Raw genomic sequence first — 17205 nt, 5'->3', positions numbered from 1 at the left:
ATGTCCACGTCCACGGGCCCTATCCCAGCGGCATCCGCCGGAAGCGGCGCTCCTTCTCGGCGGTGCCGTCCGCCGCGGCCTGCTCGGCCTTGACGACCGCCGCGTACTGGTCGACGTACTCCTGCTCGGACAGCGACAGGATCGCGTACATGATCTCGTCGGTGATGGCGCGCAGGATCGCCTTCTCGTTCTCCATGCCGGCGTAGCGGGAGAAGTCCAGGGGCTTGCCGAAGCGGATGACCACGGGGTGCACGTTCGGGATGACCTTGCCGGGCGGCTGGGCCTCGAAGGTGCCGATCATCGCGCAGGGGATCACCGGGACCTGGGCCTTGAGCGCCATCACCGCGACCCCGACCTTGCCCTTGTAGAGGCGGCCGTCGTGCGAGCGGGTGCCCTCCGGGTAGATGCCGAGCAACTCGTCCTTGCGCAGCACGCCGAGCCCCTCGCGGATCGCCGCCTGGCCCGCCTCCTTGCCGGTGCGGTCGACCGGGATCTGCCCGGCGCTGCGGAAGAAGGCCGCGGTCAGACGGCCCTTGATGCCGGGACCGGTGAAGTACTCCTTCTTCGCGAGGAAGGTGATGCGGCGTTTGAGGATCGCCGGCATCAGGAAGTGGTCCGAGAACGACAGATGGTTTCCGGCGACGATGGCCGCACCCTCCGCCGGTACGTTCTCCAGGCCCTCGATACGGGGCCGGAAGACCAGTCTCAGCAGGGGGCCCAACAACACGTATTTGAGCACGTAGTAGAACAAAGGGGTCGCTCCTCGCTCCGGCGGATCGCCCGTGCCGCCTCGTTCCAGCAGGTCAACCGGCGTGTCGTGGGGGTGCCAGTGTAAGTGCAGGCGCAGTTCGCCGGAACACGGCGGACGCCGCGTCGCGCGGGTGGGGACGACTGCCGCACCAGCCTCCAGTCACCGGCCCCGCACAGCAACCCGATGGCACATCATGGCGCGATCACGCTCAACTGCTGGCGGACGCCGGACTCTTGCGCGCCAGGGCGGCGACGTCGGAGCAGCCGGTGCTCGCCGGGGTCTCGGGATCCTGGAGGCTCGGACGTCAGGTCGGAGACTCCTCCAGGGACTGCTCCGCCCAGATCACCTTTCCTTCGGGTACGAAGCGGGTGCCCCAGCGGCGGCTGAACTGGGAGACCAGCAGCAGCCCGCGGCCGCCCTCGTCCGTGGTGCGCGGATGGCGCAGATGAGGGGCGGTGGCGCCGCCGTCGGAGACCTCGCAGATCAGCGCCCGCTCCTTGATCAGACGCAGCCGGATGGGCCCGGAGGCGTACCGGATGGCGTTGGTGACCAGCTCGCTCACCACGAGCTCGGTGGTGAAGGCCAGTTCGTCCAGGTCCCAGGCGGCCAGCTGCCGCGCGGCCTCCTTGCGGGCGTCGGCGACCACGGCCGGATCGGCGGGCAGGTCCCAGTCCGCGACCTGACCCTCGCCGAGGAGCCTGGTGCGGGCCATCAGCAGGGCCACGTCGTCGTGCGGGCGGGCCGGGACCAGTGCGTCCACCACGGCACGGCAGCGCAGGTCCAGCGAGGGCTCGACCCGCTCCAGGGCGCGGCGCAGCCGTTCGCGGTCCGCGTCCACGGCCCAGTCGCGGGCCTCGCGGGCCAGCAGCCCGTCGGTGTGCAGGGCGAGGGTGCTGCCCTCCGCGAGGGCCAGCTCCACCGCCTCGAAGGGAGGTCCACCGGTGCCGAGCGGCGTGCCCTGCGGGAGGTCCACGAAACTGACGGAGCCGTCGGGAAGGACGACGGCGGGGGCGGGGTGGCCCGCGGCGGCCATCGTGCACTGGCCGTCGACGGGGTCGTAGACGACGTACACACAGGCGGACCCGGAGACCTGGACGTCGTCGTCCTCCGTGGCGCCTTCTTCGAGGCTGGTCCGCGCCGCCAGGTCGTCGAGGTGCGCGAGCACCTCCTCCGGCGGCAGGTCCAGCGCCGCCAGGGTGCGTACGGCGGTACGGAGCCGGCCCATGGCCGCGGCGGCGTCGATGCCGTGGCCCGGGACCTCGCCCACGACGAGGGCGACCCGGGCGCCGGACAGCGGGATGAGGTCGTACCAGTCGCCGCCGAGACCGGTCAGCTCGTCGGCCGGCCGGTAGCAGGCGGCCACGTCCACCGCGTTCTGCTCGGGCAGCTTGCGGGGCAGCAGGCTGCGCTGCAGCACCAGTGCGGCATCACGCTCCCGGGTGTAGCGGCGGGCGTTGTCCACGCAGACCGCCGCCCGCGAGACCAGGTCCTCGGCCAGGCTCAGATCGTCCTCGTCGAACGGTTCCTGGCGGCGGCGCCGGAAGAAGGTGGTGACGCCCAGCGTGACGCCTCGCGCGCGGATCGGCACGATCATCACCGAGTGCAGCCCCAGCTCCAGGAAGGTCGCCGCGCGGTCGTCGGTCATGTCGGTGGCCCACGTCGTGGCGAGGGGGTCGAGACGCTCCTCGCGCCAGGAGGTGCCCGTGGTCAGGCAGCGGATCGGCGGCGACCCGGCGAGATACCTCGCCACCCCGCCGACCTGGACGACGGCTTCCGGGACGCCCGGGTTCACCGACTGCTGCCCGGCCCGGCGCAGCGGCACGAGTTCGGTGGAGCTGAGCGGACCGGGCGGGAGCTCGGCGCCGCGCAGCACCGACTCCAGCAGATCCACGGAGACGAAGTCGGCGCAGTCCGGCACCGCCACCTCGGCCAGTTCCTGCGCGGTCTGCACGATGTCGAGCGAACGTCCGATGCGCTCGCCGGCCCGGTCGAGCAGGGCGAGGCGCTGCCGCGCGCGGTGCCGCTCGGTGATGTCCACGACCGTGTAGTAGACGCCCATCGGGCGGCCCTGCTCGTCCTCGAGCCGGGTGAACGACAGCATGTGCGCGGTCTCGCGGTGCGGCGCCGAGCGCACATGGCCGACCTGCTCGTAGCCGAAGACCGGCTCCCCGGTCTCCAGCACATGCCGCATCTGCGTCTCGATGCCCGCGGGGTCCAGGCCGGGCTGGATCTCCCCGATCCGCCGCCCGAGGCGCTCGGCGGCCGAGCCGCCGCCGAACTGCTCCAGCGCGGCGTTCGACCACACACAGCGCAGGGTCGTGTCCACGATCGCTATGCCGACGGGGGAGCCGGTGACCATCTGCTCCAGCACCTCACGGCTCATGTCCCAGCCCGGCGCCCCGGCCATATCGGACAGCAGCACCAGCCAGCGGGGGGAGCTGCCCGGCTCCGCAGCCGGAGTGACCCGCGCCATCACCCTGACCTGGCCGCCGCCCTTGCGCCGCACGGTCAGCAGCCCCGACCAGCCGCCGTCCCTGCGGCAGCGCTCGGCCAGCTCCGGAACCCGCGCGGCGTCCTCGTCGGTCAGCAGCGCGGTCACCCTCGTGCCCACCACCTCGGAGGCGGCGTAGTGCAGCAACCGCTGGGCATCGCGTGTCCAGCTGATCACCGCACCCTGCGCGTCGAGCAACAAGGGCACGGCGTCGGCCACGTCGAACCGCCGCCGGGCGACGTCCTGCTCCTTGTGAGTGCCCACGGCCGACCTCTCTGTCGCTGAGAGTGGTCTACCACCTCTTGCCCCAATCTTCACCACTTCGTGCATTGGGGGCAGACCCTGGGGGGTGCCTGCGGCGGCTGCTTCGGGGGTGGGGGTTGGGCTGCGTTGGTGGGTTGGCGGGGTGCCGGCCTTGGGAAGTCGGGTGGGGACGGTTGCTGGCTTCGGCGCTGGGGTGCTGAGTCGCCTCGGTGGGTTGGCCGGGTGCTGGCTTCGGAGGGTGGGGACGGGGACGGTCGCTGGGTACGGCTGGGGTGCTGGGTCGCCATGGTGTGCCGGCCGGGTGCGGGTCCCCGGGAGGGGCGGGTGCGTGGAGGGACGCTGCCGCGGGCTGGGGTGGTGACCTGCCGCCGTGCGTGGGCCGGGGCGCGGGGCGTGGCCCGTTGCCGGCCCGGGCTGGGGTGGTGACCTGTCTGCGCGTCGGTTGGGTGGAGGCGTCGGGGAGGGTGCGCGGACCACGGCTCCCACCGGCGGGGTGGTGGCCCGTTCTTGTGCGTCAGCCCGGTGCAAGCTCCGGGGCGGGCGAAGGGTGGCCGAATGCGACGGCCTCCGGCCGGGGTGGTGACCCGCTTTCGTGCCGCGCCCGGGGGCAGGTGTCGGGCGAGCGGCGGGGCGGGGACGACCGTGGCCCTGGGCTGGGGTGCTGGGTCGCCTTGGTGTGCTGGCCGGGTGTGCCGGAGAGGGTGGGGCGCGGACCACCGTTCCCACCGGCGGGGTGGTGGCCCGTCCTGGTGCGTCAGCCCGATGCAAGCCCCCCGGGGCGGGCGAAACGGCGGCCCCGGCCCGGGGGGACCTGCTTTCGCGCGGCGTTCGGGTGCAGGTGCCAGGAGGAGCGAGGTCGCGGCGGACGGCCGCCCGCCGCGGCCGGGGCCCGCCCCCGTGTGTCAGGTCGGTGCAGGCGTCGCCAAGGGCGGAGGCGGCTGTGGCTGATGCCCGGCCGGGGTGTGACCCCCCTCGCGGATCAGCCCGTGGCGAGCTCGAGCGAGGGGGGTGCGGGGGTGGCGGCCGCCGGGTGGGGTTACCCCAGTACCTTCTCCAGTGCCCCCAGTGCCGACTCCAGCTCGTCCCCCGTGATCGTCAGGGGTGGGGCCAGGCGGATGGTGGAGCCGTGGGTGTCCTTGACCAGGATGCCCTCGTGGAGGAGGCGTTCGCCGATTTCGCGGCCGGTGCTGATGGCCGGGTCGATGTCGACGCCGGCCCAGAGGCCGCGGGCGCGGAAGGTGGTGACGCCCTTGCCGGTCAGGGACGTGAGGCCGTCGCGGAGCAGTTCGCCCAGTTCGGCCGCCCGGCGCTGGAACTCGCCCGTCTCCAGGAGTTCGACCACGGCCGTGCCGACCGCGGCGGCCAGGGGGTTGCCGCCGAAGGTGGAGCCGTGTTCGCCGGGACGCAGCACGCCCAGGACGTCCCGGCGGGCGAGGACCGCGGAGACCGGGACGATGCCGCCGCCCAGCGCCTTGCCCAGCAGCAGCATGTCCGGGACGACGCCCTCGTGCTCGACGGCCAGGGTGCGGCCGGTGCGGCCGAGCCCGGACTGGATTTCGTCCGCGATGAACAGGCAGCCCTTGCGACGGGTCACCTCGCGCACGCCGGACAGATAGCCGTCGTCCGGGATGACGACCCCCGCCTCGCCCTGGATGGGCTCGATGAGCACGGCGGCCGTGGTCTCGTCGACCGCCGCCTCCAGCGCCGCCAGGTCGTTGTACGGCACGATCCGGAAGCCCGGCGTGAACGGCCCGAACCCCTGACGCGCCGTCTCGTCCGTGGAGAAGCTGACGATCGTCGTCGTACGGCCGTGGAAGTTGTCCGCCGCGACCACGATCGTCGCCCGGTCGGCGGGGACGCCCTTGACCTCGTAGGTCCATTTGCGGGCCACCTTGATGCCGGACTCGACCGCCTCGGCGCCGGTGTTCATCGGCAGCACCATGTCCAGGCCGGTCAGTGCGGCCAGCCGCTCGGCGAACCCGGCCAGCTTGTCGTTGTGGAAGGCGCGCGAGGTCAGGGTCAGCCGGTCCAGCTGGCGGTGGGCGGCCTCGATCAGGGCCGGGTGGCGGTGGCCGAAGTTCAGTGCCGAGTAGCCCGCCAGCATGTCCAGGTAGCGGCGGCCCTCGACGTCCTCCACCCAGGCGCCCTCCGCGCGCGCCACCACCACGGGCAACGGGTGGTAGTTGTGCGCCAGCACCGGCTCCTCGGCACGGATGAGGTCGGCGGACGAACGGGCGGTCACAGGTGCGGTCATGAACGGATCTCCTGAGTGCAGCACTTGATGCCGCCGCCTGCCTTGCGGAACTCGGACAGGTCGACGGGCACGGGGACATAGCCGCGGTCGCCGAGGGCGGAGGCGAGCGCCTCGGCCTGGGGCGCGATGAAGACGTTGCGGCCGTCGGAGACGGAGTTGAGGCCGAAGGCCAGCGCGTCGTCGAGCGTGGCGAGCACGGCGTCCGGGTACAGCCGCGCGAGCACCTCGCGGCTGCCCGGCGAGAACGCCTCCGGGTAGTACGCGACGTTGTTGCCGTCGGCGGAGTCGTCCAGCACGAACAGCGCCGTGTCCAGGTGGTAGAAGCGCGGGTCCACCAGGGTCAGGCTGATCACCGGGTGCCCGAAGAACTCCTGCACCTCGCGGTGCGCCTCACGGGTCGTACGGAATCCGGTGCCGGCCAGGACGTAGCGGCCCGTCCAGACGAGGTCGCCCTCGCCCTCGCAGACGGACTCGGGCCGGTGCACGTCGAAGCCCGCCGACTTGAACCAGGTGTCGTAGTGGGTGGACTCGGGGCGCCGCTCGGGCGCGTGGAAGAGGGCGCCGAAGACACGGCCGTCGACGACGACCGCGGAGTTCGCGGCGAAGACCATGTCCGGCAGGCCGGGGGCGGGATCCACGGCGTCCACGGTGTGGCCGTGCGTGCGGTAGGCGCCGATCAGCGCCTGCCACTGCTCCTGGGCGAGATCGACGTCGACCGGGGCGTCGGGCCGCATCCAGGGGTTGATCGCGTACTGCACGGCGAAATGTCTGGGTTCGCAGACGAGGAAGCGCCGCCGGCGCGGCACACGCGAGTCGGGCACGAAGGGGTTCCTCCGCTTCCTGAGTGTCGACTGGGGGTTGACACCACGGTAGGAAGTGACCGCAACGAGCGACAAGGAACGAGAATTGCGTGTCCGCGCAGGAATGCTGCGTCTTGGGCCGATTCCGCGCAGCGCTGCTGCGCATTCGCATCTGTTTTCGGGTTTATTCCGGTGCGGCCTGGGTGGCGCCCGCCTCCGGGCTCTCCGGCAGCAGATGGGACAGCACCATCACGCTGATCGTCTTGCGGATGAACGGCTCGGTGCGGATGCGCTCCAGCACCTCCTCGAAGTGCTCCACGTCCCGCGCCCGCACATGCAGCAGCGCGTCCGCGCCGCCGGTCACCGTCATCGCGGCCGTGATCTCCGGGTGGTTGCGCACCACCTCCGTCAGCCGCCGCGGCGGGGCAGCGCCCTCGCAGTACACCTCGACGTACGCCTCCGTGCGCCAGCCCAGCGCGGACGGCTCCACCGTCGCCGTGAAGGCGGTGATCACACCCGTCTCGCGCAGCCGGTCCACACGCCGTTTGACCGCGGTGGACGACAGTCCGACCTCCGCGCCGATCTCGGCGAAGCTGGTCCTGGCATTGACCATCAGCGCATTGATGATCTTCCGGTCGGTCTCGTCGAACGGCGCGGGCCTGCTGTTCATGTCCGCACTGTATCCAGCACGAACGTCCATGCCGGGCACATGTCCAGCCGTCCTGATTCCACCTAGACTCCGGATTCATGCTGCGCGCCCTCGCCGTCGACGACGAACGCCCCTCGCTGGCGGAACTGCTCTACCTGCTGAACGCGGACCCCCGCATCGGCAGCGTGGAGGGCGCCGGTGACGCGACCGAGGCGCTGCGCCGCATCAACCGGGCGCTGCAGTCCGGGCCGGGCGGGCCCGAGGCCATCGACGTCGTCTTCCTCGACATCCACATGCCCGGCCTCGACGGGCTCGACCTGGCCCGGTTGCTGACCGGGTTCGCCAAGCCACCGCTGGTCGTGTTCGTCACCGCGCACGAGGACTTCGCCGTGCAGGCCTTCGACCTCAAGGCCGTCGACTACGTCCTCAAGCCCGTGCGCAAGGAGCGGCTCGCCGAGGCGGTGCGCCGGGCCGCCGAACTCACCGGCGCCGCCCCCCGCATCCCGGTGCACGAACCCGACCCCGACCACATACCCGTCGAACTCGGCGGCGTGACCCGCTTCGTCGCCGTCGACGACATCACCCATGTCGAGGCCCAGGGCGACTACGCCCGGCTGCACACCGACCGGGGCAGCCATCTCGTCCGCATCCCGCTCTCCACCCTGGAGGAGCGCTGGCGCTCCCGCGGCTTCGTGCGCATCCACCGCCGCCACCTCGTCGCCCTGCGTCACGTCGGCGAACTCCGCCTGGACGCGGGCACGGTGAGCGTCCTGGTCGGCGGCGAGGAGCTCCAGGTCAGCCGGCGGCACGCCCGCGAACTGCGGGACCTGCTGATGAGGAGGCCCTAGCCGTGCCGGGCCAGGACCCCGCCGAGCGCCGCGTCGTCGTCACCGGCCCGCCCCGCCGCGCCCGCCGGGCCTCCGGCTACTACCGCCCGCGCACCGAGATCGACGAACAGACCACCCTCGGCCACACCTACGTCCGGTCCCTCATGCGCAGCCAACTGCGCGCGGGCCTCGCCGTGTTCGCGTTCCTCGTGCTGCTCGTCGGCCCGCTGCCGCTGGTGTTCGCGGCCATGCCGGACGCCCGCCGCCTGGAATGGGCGGTCCTCGGCTTCTGCCTCTACGCCCCGCTGGTCCTGCTCGCCCTGTGGTACGTACGGCGCGCCGAGCGCAACGAACGGGACTTCGTGCGACTCGTAGAAGACCGATGAACTCCAGCTACGCCGTTCCCGCAGTGGCCCTCGTCGTCGTGGTGACCGTCCTCGTCGGCGCGTTCGGCCTGCGCATATCCCGCACCACCTCCGACTTCTACGTCGCCTCCCGCACCGTCGGCCCGCGCCTGAACGCGGCCGCCATCAGCGGCGAGTACCTCTCCGCCGCCTCCTTCCTCGGCATCGCGGGCCTGGTCCTGGTCCAGGGCCCCGACATGCTCTGGTACCCGGTCGGCTACACCGCCGGCTATCTGGTCCTGCTGCTCTTCGTCGCCGCCCCGCTGCGTCGCTCCGGCGCCTATACGCTGCCCGACTTCGCCGAGGCCCGCCTCGCCTCCCATCCGGTACGGCGGCTTGCCGGGGCGTTCGTGGTCGGCGTCGGCTGGCTGTATCTGCTGCCCCAACTGCAGGGCGCCGGGCTGACCTTGACGGTGCTGACCGGTGCGCCCGAGTCGCTCGGCGGGATCATCGTCGCCTTCGTCGTGGTCGCGACCGTCGCCGCGGGCGGCATGCGCAGCATCACCTTCGTGCAGGCCTTCCAGTACTGGCTCAAGTTCACCGCCCTGCTCGTGCCCGCCCTCTTCCTGGTCCTGGCCTGGCAGGGCGACGGTGCGCCCAGCCACGCCTTCGAGGAACCGGCCACCTTCCGCGAACAGCGCGTCGTACGCGTCGCCGACAGCGTCGACCTCACCCTCGACCGCCCGCTGACCGTGACGGCCAGCGGCACCATCGACGGCCGTACCCACGACGGCCGGCAGGTCCGACTCCCCGCCGGAACGCACCACATCGCCGCCGGTACCCGGCTGACCTTCGCCGAGGGCGCCCCGGTCCCGGCGGCGGACCGCGGCGCCGCCGGCGGTATGTCGACCACTCTGGAGACCGACCGCGACGAGCGCCCGCTGTACGCCACGTACGGGCTGATCCTCGCCACCTTCCTCGGCACCATGGGCCTGCCGCACGTCGTCGTCCGCTTCTACACCAGCCCGCACGGCGTCGCCGCCCGCCGCACCACGGTCGCCGTGCTCGGACTGATCGGCGCCTTCTATCTGCTGCCGCCCCTGTACGGCGCCCTCGGCCGCCTCTACACCCCCGAACTCACCCTCACCGGCGACGCGGACGCCGCCGTGCTGCTGCTGCCCGACCGGCTGATCGGCGGCGTCGGCGGCGACCTGCTCGGCGCGTTGGTGGCGGGCGGTGCCTTCGCCGCGTTCCTGTCCACGGCGTCCGGACTCACCATGGCCGTCGCGGGCGTGCTCACCCAGGACGTCCTGCCGACGCGCGGCGTACGCCACTTCAGGCTCGGCACGGTGCTGTCCATGGCGGTGCCGCTCGCCGCCAGCGTCCTGGTGGGCGGGCTGCCGGTCGCCGACGCCGTCGGCCTCGCTTTCGCCGTGTCCGCCTCCTCGTTCTGCCCGCTGCTCGTCCTCGGCATCTGGTGGCGGCGGCTGACCCCGCCGGGCGCGGCCGCCGGGATGTTGATCGGTGGCGGGTCCGCGTTCGTCGCGGTGGCCGTCACCATGGCGGGGTTCCCCGGTACGGGCGCGCTGCATGCCCTGCTCGCCTGGCCCGCCCTCTGGTCGGTGCCGCTGGGCTTCCTCACCATGGTCCTGGTGTCCCTGGCCACGCCGGGGCGGGTGCCGAGCGGCACGGAGGCGATCCTGGCCCGCTTCCATCTGCCGGAGCAGCTGCGGGCGGAGGTGAAGGCATGAGCGGTTTCCTCGCCGGGCTGTGCGTGGCGATCCTGCCGCTGCTGGCCGCCGGGTTCTGGCTGGGGCGGCGCACGGCCCGGCCGGAGAACCTGGGCGGCCTCGGCACCCCCGTCGAGCACGCCACCTTCGAGACCCTGCACACCGCCTCCCTCGCCGCGCCCCCGCTGCGGGCGGGCCTGACGGAGGAGACCGCCCGCAAGTCCGCCCGCAGACTGCGGACTTTGCTCGGCACGGACGCACTGTGTCTCACGGACCGCAAGGACGTGCTGGTCTGGGAGGGCGTGGGCGGCCACCACCGCACCGAGATCATGGAACGGCTCGCCGGACCGCTGGACACCGGCCGCGGCGAGGCCTTCCGCCTCACCTGCGACACCCCGGACTGCCCGGTGCGCTGGGCGGTCGTCGCCCCGCTCACCGTCGACGACAGCGTGCACGGCGCCCTCGTCGCCTGCGCGCCCCGCGAGTCGGCGGTCCTCGTGCGGGCCGCCGGGGAGGTCGCCCGCTGGGTCTCCGTCCAGCTGGAGCTGGCGGACCTGGACCAGTCCCGCACCCGGCTCATCGAGGCCGAGATCAAGGCGCTACGGGCCCAGATCTCCCCGCACTTCATCTTCAACTCGCTCGCGGTGATCGCCTCGTTCGTGCGCACCGACCCCGAGCACGCCCGTGAACTCCTGCTGGAGTTCGCCGACTTCACCCGCTACTCGTTCCGCAGGCACGGCGACTTCACCACCCTCGCCGACGAACTGCATGCCATCGACCACTACTTGGCGCTGGTGCGGGCCCGCTTCGGCGACCGCCTCTCCGTCACCCTGCAGATCGCCCCCGAGGTGCTGCCGGTCACCCTGCCCTTCCTGTGCCTGCAGCCGCTCGTCGAGAACGCCGTCAAGCACGGCCTGGAGGGCAAGGGCGCCACCGCCGGCAAGAGCCGCATCAGCATCACGGCCCAGGACGCCGGGGCCGAGGCGCTGGTCGTCATCGAGGACGACGGCGCCGGCATGGACCCCGACCTGCTGCGCCGCATCCTCGCCGGCGAGGTCAGCCCGTCCGGCGGCATCGGCCTGTCCAACGTCGACGACCGACTCCGCCAGGTCTACGGCGACGACTACGGACTCGTCATCGAGACCGCCCTGGGCGCGGGCATGAAGGTCACCGCCCGGCTGCCGAAGTACCAGCCGGGCGTGCATCCCTCCGGGCGGATCGCCCAGGACCGCGCCGGGGACTGAGCCGGGGACGGAGTGTCATGTGTTGCTGCGCGTGGCGATCATGCCGAGCGTGAGCAGGCCCAGCACGACCCAGCCGAACCACAGCCAGCCGTTGGAGCCGAGCGCCACCGTGTAGGCGGTCACCACGACGAGACCGCCGACCGTGAGCGCCCCCATCGCCTTCGTGGAACTGTCCGTGGAACCGGGCATCGCAACACCCTCCTCAGGATTCTTCTCCCTCCATGGTGCCTCCGTTCTGCTTGCGGACGGTGCACACGACGAAATGAGTGCCCGACTTCCATGATCCGGCGCTGGTCCAGGAGCCCGACGTGTAGACGGACGGGTCGAAGCCGTAGTCGCGCGGCGGCACGTCCTTGGCACACGCCGCGTCCGACTCCGTACGCGCCTGGGGGAGCGTGACGTCCTTGCCGAGCCGGGTGAAGCCGAGCACCTGCTCGTCGTGCGGGCCGGCGCACGACACCAGACGGGCGTCCCGGTTCGTACGGGCCTGCAGACAGTCCCGCCGCTGCATGTTCGCCGTGTCGGTGAAGGCCGTACCGGACTTCCGATGGGCGCCGAGCGGCCCGTACACCGGCCCGTGCGCGCCCAGCACCAGACAGGCGGTGCGCCGCCCCGCGGCCTCGAACCCGTCGCCGCTCGGCACGATCGCGACGCTGCGGACGTCCGCCAGCCGCTCCCGGACCTCCTGGGTCCGCTCCTCGCACCGCCCGGCCCCCAGCTCGCGGGCCTCGTCCGCCGAGGCGGCCTGCGCGAACGCCATCACCTGCCCGTCCGGTGCGTCGCCGCAGGCGGTCGGGCGCAGCCGGGGCGTGCCCTGGAAGCGGGCCGAGTCCGGCCAGTCGGCCAGCACGCAGTCCCCGTCCTTGAGCGGCTTGGCGAGCCCGACCGCGCTGCCGTACGGCTTCGCCTCGGCGCCGCCGCCCGAGTCCTGGTGCGCCGTGGCGTACCAGACCCCGCCCAGAGCGAGCAGCAGGCCGAGCGAGGCGGCGAGGGCGGCGCGCAGGGCGCGGGGCAGCTCGCGGCGCCGGTGCGCGGGCGACCGCACCACGACCGGCCCGAAGCCGTCCGGCACCGGAGCGGGCGGCACAGGCGCGGGCGGAGACGGGGCGGGAGCCGCCGCGGCCCACGGCGGCTGAGAGCCCAGGTCGGTCTGCGTACGGGCGTAGGAGTCGGCCTGCGGTGTCACGATCCGCGACAGCGCCGCCTCCGCCTCGATCACGGACGGCCGTCCCTCCGGATTCTTCGCGAGCAGGCTCCGCAGGACGGGGCCGAGCGCGCCCGCCCGCACGGCCGGACGCGGCTCCTCCATGACCACCGCGGTGACCTCGGCCAGATTGGACTCGCGCTCGAAGGGGCCGCGGCCCTCGACGCCGTAGTAGAGCGTGCAGCCCAGTGAGAACAGGTCGGCGGCCGGGGTGGGCGAGCCGCCCGTCGCCCGCTCCGGTGCCAGATATCCCGACGTCCCCACCAGCACGGACGCCAGCGTGTACCGGGTCTCACCGGCGTCCGGCTGCACCGAGATGCCGTAGTCGGTGAGCAGGATGCGGCCGTACGGCGCTCCCGTGCGGTCCGGCGCCAGCAGGATGTTCGCCGGCTTCACGTCCCGGTGCATCACCCCCCGCTGGTGCCCGGCGGTCAGCGCGTCGAGCACGGCGAGCCCGATGCGGGCGCACTCCGCGGGCGCAAGCGGGCCGCGCTGCTCGACCAGTTCCTTCAGGTCGACGGCGCCCTCGACGTACTCCATCACGATCCACGGCAGCCCGTCGTGCTCCAGTACGTCGTGCACCGTGACCACGTGCGGATGACCGCGCAGCCCCGCCGCGTGCCGGGCCTCCGCACGGGCGCGGGCGACCCGCGCCTCGCGCTCCTCGCCCGCCGGTTCGGGATCCCGGAAGACGATCTCCTTGAGCGCGACCTCGCAGGCGAGTCTCTGGTCGTGGGCGAGCCAGACATGGCCCATGCCGCCGCTGCCGAGCCGGTTCAGCAGCAGATAGCGGCCGGCGATGACCCGGCCCACTCCTGACGTCGGTGATCCTGATGGCATCCGGTGACTCCCGGGTTCTGCGGGGCGCTAGGTGATCGCGGTCGAGACGGGTCCGGGGGACGCGGACCCGCTCGTGACGGGGGCACTGCTCGCCGGCTCGCTCGTGACCGGAGCGCTCGTGGTCTCCGGCGGCGGGGCGCTGCTCGTCTCCGGCTCACTGGGCGGCGGGGCACTGCTGGTGACGGGGTCGCTGGGCGGGGGCGGGGGCGGGGGTGGAGGCGGGGGCGGCGGTTCGCTCGTCGTCGCGCTGGATGTCGTGCTCGGCGGCGGCGGTGGCGTGGACTTCGGCGGCGGGTCGGACGCCGGCGCCGAGGACGACGGACCCGGCCCGTCGCTGGACGGCGAGGACGGCGAGGACGGCGGCGTCGAGGACGGCGACGAGGGGGAGGACGGCGGTGGCTCGGACGTCGTCCCGGAGGACGAGGACCCCGGGGGAGTGCCCGACCCGCCGGACGCCCCTCCGGACGTGTCCCCGGACGTACCTCCGGAGGCGCCCCCCGACTTCCCGTCGGACGAGCCGCCCGACGCACCTTCGGCCACGCTCAGCGTCACGAACGCCCCGAACCCGAGCTCGGCCCCCGCCGGCGGATCCGACGCCGTGACCCGGGCGCCGTCGGCAGGCCGCTCCTTCCCGGCGTACCCGACCGCCAAGCCCCGGCGGGTCAGCCGCCGGCTCGCCTCCGCGAACGTGGTCCCGGCGAGATCGGGCACGGCACGCTGCTTCAGCGCGTCGAAGGTCTTGTCCCGCGTACCCGTGGTGCCCACCGGCCGTTCGATGCCCCGGCCGGGGTCGGCGACGTCGACCAGGGCGAGCCGCGCTATTTTCCGCGGCGCAGGCTGCACGGACACGACGGAAGAACGCCGATATCCGTCCCACTTCTTGTTGCCCGCCTCGAACTTGACCGAAATCCTGTTCGTGTCGCCTGCGAAGGGACGGAGTGGATTTCCGCACGAACACTTCACAGCCGGAATTCCCCGCTCATCGACGAGAACGGCGATTCCCGACTGCAGCAGGGAGTTGAAGGGGGTGGCCTTTCCCTTTTTGTAGTCGTGGTTCAGTACGAGAGTGTCGTGACGCAGGAGAACAGGAGTCAGCCGGTCCAGATATCCGGGAATCTGCGCCGTGGTCAGGTCGAGCGCCGCCGCCCAGGCCTTCGCCTTGCGATCGTTCGCCGGGTCCGTGAGGAACGCCTTGAGCCGCTTGACGTCGCAGATCGTCGGCTGCCTCGTGCCCCCGTACAGCCCGGGTGTGTCCCCCTGCTGCAGGCTGCCGTGCACGGCCCGCGGCCTGATCCCCTCGGCGTCGTGGCCCAGGCCGCTGCGCTCGTCGAAGAAGGGCGACAGCGAAGGAACTCCCGCGGCCACCGCCTTGACCAGGAGCAGTGGCGCACCCCGGTCACACCCACTGAGCACGAGCAGAAAAACAAGCAGGACGGCGATCTTTCGAATCGCCGATTTTCCCGCACCCTGCATAAATGCGCGAAGTGTCATCACCGCTCCCCCTTGCGGTTCCCCCGATGCACTTCATGCTACTGAAAGGCGACGAAAGGTGGGGCCTTCAACGGCCCTGTGCGTTCAATGAGGCCAAATAGGCGTTGTATGCCTCGAGTTCCTTGTCGCCGTCACGGTCGGCGGCCCGGTCCTTGCGCTTGGCCTGCCGCTGCTCGGAGCCGTACCACTGGAACAGCAGGGCGATCAGTACCAGCACGGAGGGGATCTCGCTGAACGCCCAGGCGATGCCGCCGGCCGCCGTCTGGTCGGAGAGCGCCTCGATGCCGAGCGAGGCGGGCGGGTGCTTGAACGTGTCCACCATGGGCGTGGACGCCATCATCAGCGCGATGCCGAAGAACGCGTGGAACGGCATGCCCGCGAACAGTTCCAGCATCCGCATGAGATACCCCGGGCGCTGCGGACCGGGGTCGACGCCGATGATCGGCCAGAAGAACACCACGCCTACGGCCAGGAAGTGCACCATCATCGCGACGTGCCCGGTCTTCGACCCCATCAGGAAGTCGAACAGCGGCGTGAAGTACAGCGCGTACAGGCTCGCGATGAACAGCGGGATGGTGAACGCCGGATGCGTGATGATCCGCATGTACCGGCTGTGCAGCAGCATCAGCAGCAGCTCGCGCGGACCCTTGTGGCCCTTGCCCGCGGTCGGCAGCGCGCGCAGCGCCAGTGTGACCGGGGCGCCGAGCAGGACCAGGATCGGCGACAGCATGCTGATGATCATGTGCTGCACCATGTGCACGCTGAACATGACCATGCCGTAGTCATTGAGCTTCGTGCACATCACCAGGGCGATGGTCAGCACACCGACGACGAAGGACACCGTCCGCGCCACCGACCACTTGTCCCCACGCCGCCGCAGCCGCACGACGCCGTACGCGTACAGAGCCAGCCCCAGCACACAGGCGACGAGGAAGAACGGGTCCGCCGACCACTGAAGCCCCCGCCCCAGCGTGAACGGCGGCAGATCCATGGTCATGCCGTGCCCGCTGTGATCCATCCAACGGCTCCTGATTCGTGGGGGTTGTGCAAGTTGTCCGAACCAGGTTATGACCAACCCCGGCCACACTCATGACCGGGGTCAGCTGCAGCCCACCCAGGGGCGCGGGGAACTGCGCGACCAGCCACAACCAACCCGCACCCGACAAACCGCTAAAGCACACACTCCGCTTCGTCGTACCGCTCCCCAGGCACCGTCTTCAAAGTCTCAACCGCCTCAGCCAGAGACACCATCACAATCTCCGTCCCCCGCAGCGCGGTCATCCGCCCGAACTCCCCCCGATGCACAGCCTCCACCGCATGCCACCCGAACCGCGTCGCAAGCACCCGGTCATACGCCGTAGGCGTCCCCCCGCGCTGCACATGCCCGAGGATCACCGGCCGCGCTTCCTTCCCCAGCCGCTGCTCCAGCTCGATGGACAGCTGACGAGCCACCCCGGCGAACCGCTCGTGGCCGTAGACATCCTTTCCGCCCTCGTCGAAGTCCATGGACCCGGCACGGGGCTTGGCCCCCTCCGCCGCCACCACGATGGCGAACCGCTTGCCCGCCTCGAAGCGCTCGCCCACCTTGCGGGCCAACTCCTCGATGTCGAAGGGCCGTTCGGGTACGACGATGGCGTGGGCGCCGGCCGCCATGCCGGAGTGCAGGGCGATCCAGCCGGTGTGGCGGCCCATGACCTCCACGACCAGGACGCGCTGGTGGGACTCGGCGGTGGTCTTGAGGCGGTCCAGGGCCTCGGTGGCGACACCGACGGCCGTGTCGAAGCCGAAGGTGACGTCGGTCACCGCGATGTCGTTGTCGATGGTCTTCGGGACGCCGACGATGGGCAGCCCGCTGTCGTACATCAGCCGGGCCGCCTTGAGCGTGCCCTCGCCGCCGATGGGGATGATCGCGTCGAGGCCGAGCTCCTCGACATGGCCCTTGGCCCGCTCCACGCCGTCCCGCAGATGCGAGGGCTGGACCCGGGAGGAACCGAGGATCGTGCCGCCACGGGCCAGGATGCCGCCCACCGCGTCGAGGTCGAGCTTGAGGTAGTCACACTCCAGGAGGCCCTTCCAGCCGTCCCGGAATCCGATGACCTCGTCGCCGTGGTCGACGACGGCCCGGTGGACGACGGACCGGATGACGGCGTTCAGACCGGGGCAGTCGCCGCCGGACGTGAGGACACCAATGCGCATAGCCCGAAAAACCTTCTCCAACGTGGTCGGGACCGGACCACGTTGTCCGGCTCGAACCCCGCCACCCTAACGGCAGGAGGGGGCGGGGCCGCACTGTACGTCCGACTGCTGGACGACCGC

14 protein-coding genes are annotated in these 17205 nt (G+C 71.9%); 4 read left to right on the top strand and 10 right to left on the bottom strand.

Annotated features, from left to right (window positions below):
- Positions 1–19 precede the first annotated feature (19 nt).
- The 5 genes from MQN93_RS35750 to MQN93_RS35730 form a co-directional block, all read right to left on the bottom strand.
- The gene (locus MQN93_RS35750) at positions 20–751 is read right to left on the bottom strand and encodes a lysophospholipid acyltransferase family protein (RefSeq protein ID WP_016433930.1); all 732 of its coding nucleotides are present in this window, start codon (positions 749–751) and stop codon (positions 20–22) included.
- 304 nt (positions 752–1055) lie between these two features.
- Positions 1056–3506 (bottom strand): SpoIIE family protein phosphatase, encoded by a 2451-nt coding sequence (locus MQN93_RS35745; protein ID WP_242712805.1) that lies wholly within the window; start codon positions 3504–3506, stop codon positions 1056–1058.
- Positions 3507–4542: 1036 nt separating this feature from the next.
- Entirely contained in the window at positions 4543–5760 is a 1218-nt protein-coding gene (gene rocD / locus MQN93_RS35740) for an ornithine--oxo-acid transaminase (RefSeq protein ID WP_242712804.1), read from the bottom strand.
- The gene (gene ddaH, locus MQN93_RS35735) at positions 5757–6581 is read right to left on the bottom strand and encodes a dimethylargininase (protein WP_242712803.1); all 825 of its coding nucleotides are present in this window, start codon (positions 6579–6581) and stop codon (positions 5757–5759) included. The genes rocD and ddaH overlap by 4 nt, the downstream gene beginning before the upstream one ends.
- Positions 6582–6744: 163 nt before the next feature.
- Positions 6745–7230 (bottom strand): Lrp/AsnC family transcriptional regulator, encoded by a 486-nt coding sequence (locus MQN93_RS35730; protein ID WP_016433926.1) that lies wholly within the window; start codon positions 7228–7230, stop codon positions 6745–6747.
- Positions 7231–7307: 77 nt separating this feature from the next.
- Here MQN93_RS35730 and MQN93_RS35725 point away from each other — a divergent pair, with 77 nt between their 5' ends.
- The 4 genes from MQN93_RS35725 to MQN93_RS35710 are packed head-to-tail and all read left to right on the top strand — an operon-like array spanning position 7308 to position 11354.
- Positions 7308–8057, top strand: a complete 750-nt coding sequence (locus tag MQN93_RS35725) for a LytR/AlgR family response regulator transcription factor (RefSeq protein WP_016433925.1) — start codon at positions 7308–7310, stop codon at positions 8055–8057.
- A gap of 2 nt (positions 8058–8059) precedes the next feature.
- Entirely contained in the window at positions 8060–8422 is a 363-nt protein-coding gene (locus tag MQN93_RS35720; RefSeq protein WP_242712802.1) for a hypothetical protein, read from the top strand.
- A complete protein-coding gene (locus MQN93_RS35715) occupies positions 8419–10131 on the top strand; it encodes a sodium/solute symporter (protein ID WP_242712801.1) in 1713 nt (570 codons plus the stop codon). Before MQN93_RS35720 ends, MQN93_RS35715 begins: the two co-directional genes overlap by 4 nt.
- Positions 10128–11354 (top strand): sensor histidine kinase, encoded by a 1227-nt coding sequence (locus tag MQN93_RS35710; protein ID WP_242712800.1) that lies wholly within the window; start codon positions 10128–10130, stop codon positions 11352–11354. Before MQN93_RS35715 ends, MQN93_RS35710 begins: the two co-directional genes overlap by 4 nt.
- Positions 11355–11369: 15 nt before the next feature.
- Here the strand turns inward: MQN93_RS35710 and MQN93_RS35705 are convergent, their stop codons facing one another.
- The 5 genes from MQN93_RS35705 to MQN93_RS35685 all read right to left on the bottom strand — a co-directional run bounded on the left by MQN93_RS35705 (position 11370) and on the right by MQN93_RS35685 (position 17085).
- Positions 11370–11543: a hypothetical protein gene (locus MQN93_RS35705; RefSeq protein WP_016433921.1), complete on the bottom strand. Its 174-nt coding sequence runs from the start codon at positions 11541–11543 to the stop codon at positions 11370–11372.
- 13 nt (positions 11544–11556) lie between these two features.
- A complete protein-coding gene (locus tag MQN93_RS35700; RefSeq protein WP_242712799.1) occupies positions 11557–13398 on the bottom strand; it encodes a serine/threonine-protein kinase in 1842 nt (613 codons plus the stop codon).
- Positions 13399–13425: 27 nt separating this feature from the next.
- On the bottom strand, positions 13426–14889 hold the full coding sequence (locus MQN93_RS35695; RefSeq protein WP_242712798.1) for a PASTA domain-containing protein: 1464 nt from the start codon (positions 14887–14889) through the stop codon (positions 13426–13428).
- 67 nt (positions 14890–14956) lie between these two features.
- Positions 14957–15907: a cytochrome c oxidase assembly protein gene (locus tag MQN93_RS35690; protein ID WP_016433918.1), complete on the bottom strand. Its 951-nt coding sequence runs from the start codon at positions 15905–15907 to the stop codon at positions 14957–14959.
- Between the two features lie 152 nt (positions 15908–16059).
- Entirely contained in the window at positions 16060–17085 is a 1026-nt protein-coding gene (locus MQN93_RS35685; protein ID WP_242712797.1) for a 6-phosphofructokinase, read from the bottom strand.
- Positions 17086–17205: the final 120 nt, after the last annotated feature.

It is taken from the genome of Streptomyces spinosisporus (assembly GCF_022698145.1).
Classification (GTDB): domain Bacteria; phylum Actinomycetota; class Actinomycetes; order Streptomycetales; family Streptomycetaceae; genus Streptomyces; species Streptomyces spinosisporus.
This window is presented reverse-complemented; position numbering and strand designations above follow the sequence as displayed.

Excerpts from the sequence above, each read along its gene's own strand:
- MQN93_RS35715 (WP_242712801.1), top strand. The coding sequence starts at position 8,419 with ATGAACTCCAGCTACGCCGTTCCCGCAGTGGCCCTCGTCGTCGTGGTG.
- MQN93_RS35685 (WP_242712797.1), bottom strand. The coding sequence starts at position 17,085 with ATGCGCATTGGTGTCCTCACGTCCGGCGGCGACTGCCCCGGTCTGAAC.
- MQN93_RS35710 (WP_242712800.1), top strand. The coding sequence starts at position 10,128 with ATGAGCGGTTTCCTCGCCGGGCTGTGCGTGGCGATCCTGCCGCTGCTG.
- MQN93_RS35690 (WP_016433918.1), bottom strand. The coding sequence starts at position 15,907 with ATGGATCACAGCGGGCACGGCATGACCATGGATCTGCCGCCGTTCACG.
- MQN93_RS35695 (WP_242712798.1), bottom strand. The coding sequence starts at position 14,889 with ATGACACTTCGCGCATTTATGCAGGGTGCGGGAAAATCGGCGATTCGA.
- rocD (WP_242712804.1), bottom strand. The coding sequence starts at position 5,760 with ATGACCGCACCTGTGACCGCCCGTTCGTCCGCCGACCTCATCCGTGCC.
- MQN93_RS35725 (WP_016433925.1), top strand. The coding sequence starts at position 7,308 with ATGCTGCGCGCCCTCGCCGTCGACGACGAACGCCCCTCGCTGGCGGAA.
- MQN93_RS35705 (WP_016433921.1), bottom strand. The coding sequence starts at position 11,543 with ATGCCCGGTTCCACGGACAGTTCCACGAAGGCGATGGGGGCGCTCACG.
- MQN93_RS35700 (WP_242712799.1), bottom strand. The coding sequence starts at position 13,398 with ATGCCATCAGGATCACCGACGTCAGGAGTGGGCCGGGTCATCGCCGGC.
- MQN93_RS35730 (WP_016433926.1), bottom strand. The coding sequence starts at position 7,230 with ATGAACAGCAGGCCCGCGCCGTTCGACGAGACCGACCGGAAGATCATC.